The following is a 3982-nucleotide window of genomic DNA, read 5'->3' as shown; positions in this document are numbered from 1 at the left end:
GTGAAGACGGTCGCCGCCACCCGCACCGCCCTGCCAATGGACGTGACCGCCTCGGGCGCGGCCAATGCCGACCAGAATACCACGATCGCTGCACAGCAGCCGGGCATCGTCGTCGGCATCGCCGCGACCGACGGAGCCTTTGTCAAGGCGGGCGACCTGATCGCCAAGCTCGACGACCGCACCGCCAAGGCCGCTTTGGACAAGGACAAGGCGCTGCTCGTCCGCGACCAGGCGACGCTGACCCAGGCTCAGACGGCGCTTGCCCGCGCCAACGACCTGCTGCGCGGCAATGCCGGCACGCAGCAGACCGTCGACCAGGCGAAGGCGGCACAGGACACCGCGGCCGCCACCGTGCAGAGCGACAATGCGGCAATTGCCTCCGATCAGATCGCAATCGACCATACGGACATCCGAGCGCCGTTCGACGGAAGGCTGGGTGATATCGACATCAGCACCGGTGCCTATCTCAGCGCCGGTTCGGCGGTGGTGACGATCGCCAAATACGATCCGATCTATGTGAAATTCCACCTTCCCGAGGCCTATCTCGGCCAGCTCAAGCAGGGCGCTTCGGCAAATGCCGTAACGGTCGATGCCGTGCCGCAGGGCGGCGGCACCTCGGCCACGGGAACCTTGAGCTTCTTCGACAACAGCGTCGACCCCGCTTCGGGCACGATTCTTGCCAAGGCGCGGTTCGACAATCCATCCGGAACGCTCTGGCCGGGGCAATCGCTGAATGTCACCGTGCATTTCGAGAGCGGCGACAAGGATATCGTGGTGCCGACGGTGGCGGTCAATCCGGGCGTCGACAGCCCGTTCGTCTATGCGGTCGGCGACGACAAGAAAGTTCATGTGACGCCGGTCAAGGTGGCACGTTCCAACGGTCCGGACACGGCGATTGCCAGCGGGCTCACCGAAGGTGCGCATGTGGTGGTCGAGGGCCAGGTGCAGCTCGTCGATGGCGCGACCGTCGTCGAGCAGTTCGGCAACGGCCAGAAGACGGCCGACGCCAAGGGCAATGACCAGCCGATCGAAGTGGGGGCCGCGCAATGATCCCTCAATTCTGCATCCGCCGCCCGGTCGCCACCACGCTGCTGGCCATCGGCGCCGTGCTCGCCGGCCTTGCCGGTTATCAACTGCTGCCGGTCGCCGCCCTGCCGCAGGTCGATTTCCCGACCATCAACGTCTCCGCGCAGCTGACCGGCGCCTCTCCGCAGACGATGGCGACGGCGGTCTCGACGCCGCTGATCAAGCAGTTCGAGACGATCCCCGGCATCAGCGAGATCAGCGCCACCAACTCGCTCGGCAATACCTCGATCGTGCTGCAGTTCGACCTCAACCGCAATATCGACGCGGCGGCCGCCGACGTGCAGGCGGCGATCTCGCATGCGACCCGGCAATTGCCCGACAACATGACGACGCCGCCGAGCTACCGCAAGACGAACCCGGCCGACGCGCCGGTCCTGCTCCTGTCGATCCGCAGCGATACGATGCCGCGCAGCAAGATCGACGAAATCGCCGAGGACGTGCTCTCCCCTTCCCTCTCCACGCTTCCCGGCGTCGCGGAAGTGTCGATCTTCGGCGCCCAGACCTACGCGGTGCGCGTCGAGGTTGATCCCAACAAGCTGCAGGCCCGCAATCTCGGCGTCGACAACGTCACCAAAGCGATCTCCAACGCCAACAGCCAGGCGCCGGTCGGTTCGCTGCAGAACAACAGCCAGCGGCTGACCATCAATGCCGATACCCAGCGCACCAATGCAGATCAGTTCCGTTCGCTGGTAATCGCCAGCCCGAACGGTGCACCCGTCCATCTCGGCGATGTCGCCAACGTTCAGGACAGCGTTGCCAATCTCGACGCGGGAAGCTGGTATGACGGCAACCAGTCGATCATTCTCGCCATCCAGCGCCAGCCGGACGCCAACACGGTCGACGTCGTCGATTCGGTGCGCGCAAAACTGCCCGGACTTTCCGCCGAGCTGCCGGCGTCGGTGTCGATCAGCGTCATGAACGATTCCTCGACGGCGATCCGCTCCTCGATATCGGATGTGCAGTTCACACTGATGCTGACGATCGGCCTCGTCGTACTGGTCATCTATCTCTTCCTCGGCCGGATCACCGCCACCCTCGTTCCGGGGCTTGCCGTGCCGCTGTCGCTGATCACCACGTTCGGCGCCATGTATGTGCTCGGCTACAGCATCGATAATATATCGCTGCTCGGGCTGACGCTCTCGGTCGGCCTCGTGGTCGACGACGCGATCGTCATGCTGGAAAACATCATGCGGCATGTCGAGGATGGCATGCCGCCGATGCAGGCGGCCTTGCAGGGGGCAGGTGAAGTCAGTTCGACGATCATTTCCATGTCGGTCTCGCTGATCGCCGTGTTCATCCCGATCCTGTTGATGGGCGGGGTGGTCGGGCGGCTGTTCAACGAGTTCGGCATGGTTGTGGCGCTCGCCATCGTCGCCTCGGCGGTCGTCTCGCTGACGGTGACGCCGATGCTCGGTTCACGTCTGTCGGGTGCCGAACATCACCCGGGCCTGATGGTGCGCATCTTCGACGCGGGCTTCAGCCGCACGCTCAAGGGATATGACCGGTCGGTCGGCTGGTGCCTCAGGAACCGGGGGGTCATCCTCCTTGTCTTCCTCGCCTCGGTCGGCGCCTCGGTTTACCTGTTCACGACGCTGCCAACGAGTTTCTTTCCACAGGAGGATATCGGCCGCCTGACGATCTCGACCCGCGCCCGCGAGGACATTTCCTATCCGGCGATGCGCGACCTGCAGGCACAGGTCGCGGCCGCCGTGCAGAAAAACCCCGCGGTCAACCACGTCACCTCGATCGTCGGCAGCAATGGCCGCAGCTCGCTCAACAACGGCACGATCTGGGTGGAACTGAAGGACCGCGACCAGCGTCCGCCGCTCGACCAGACGCTGCGCGAACTCAGGCAGGCGACATCCAGGTTCGCCGGCATGAAGACCTTCATCACGCCGCAGCAAAGCCTGCGCTTTGGCGGCCGCGCGACGGCCAGCCAATACCAGCTCGTCGTCCAGGCGCTGAATGCCTCGCAGACCAGCGAATGGTCGGACAAGATCCAGACCGCGATGCGCGCCGACCGGACGCATTTCACCGACGTCACCTCCGACGCCCAGAACAACGCGATCGAAGCCAATATCAAGGTCGACCCGGAAAAGGCGGCGTCGTTCGGGATTACCGACGACCAACTGCGCAAGACGCTGCAGATGGCTTTCGGCGGTTATACGGCCGCCGAAATCCAGTCGACCGGCGACAGTTACGACGTCATCACCGAGTTCGACAATACCCAGCAATGGAACGACCAGATGCTGCAGGGTGTCAGAGTGATGTCCTCGAACGGCTCGCTAGTGCCGCTCTCGAATTTTGCGGCGGTCGTGCGCCAGACGGCGCCGGTCACCATCAACCAGACCGGCCAGCTGGTCTCGACGACCGTGTCGTTCAACCTGCCGGCCGGCGTGTCGCTCTCCGATGCGACGGCGGCGATCGACCAGATCAAGACTCAGCTGCAGATGCCGAACGACGTGTTCACCTCCTATGGCGGCACGGCGCAGATCTTTCAGCAGAGCCAGGGCAATACGCCGCTGCTGATTCTCGCTGCGGTGCTGACCATCTATGTGGTCCTCGGCGTGCTCTACGAGAGCTTCATCCACCCGCTGACGATCCTGTCGGGTCTGCCGGCTGCAGCCTTCGGAGCGTTGCTGGCACTGAAGCTGTTCGGCTTCGACCTGTCGATCATCGCGCTGATCGGGCTCCTGATGCTGATCGGCATCGTCAAGAAGAACGCGATCATGATGATCGACGTGGCGGTGGAGACGATGCGCTCGAAGGGAGAAACGGCGGCCGTCGCGATCCACGAGGCCTGCGTGCGGCGTTTCCGGCCGATCATGATGACGACCTTCTGCGCCCTGCTCGGGGCGCTGCCGATCGCGCTCGGCACCGGCGCCTCGTCCGAACT

The 3982-nt window shown here is 64.2% G+C and carries 2 protein-coding genes; both read left to right on the top strand.

Annotated elements, in window-relative coordinates:
- On the top strand, window positions 1-1050 hold a 1050-nt coding region (locus MOV63_RS32075), incomplete at its 5' end, for an efflux RND transporter periplasmic adaptor subunit (protein WP_247039787.1).
- Window positions 1047-3982 (top strand): efflux RND transporter permease subunit (locus MOV63_RS32070; protein WP_247039786.1); only part of this gene is annotated, 2936 nt, incomplete at its 3' end. The genes MOV63_RS32075 and MOV63_RS32070, both read left to right, overlap by 4 nt.

This window comes from Neorhizobium sp. SHOUNA12A, from assembly GCF_023006505.1.
Lineage (GTDB): Bacteria > Pseudomonadota > Alphaproteobacteria > Rhizobiales > Rhizobiaceae > Neorhizobium.
The sequence above is the reverse complement of the archived record's forward strand: the minus strand, read 5'-3'. Positions and strand labels throughout refer to the sequence as shown.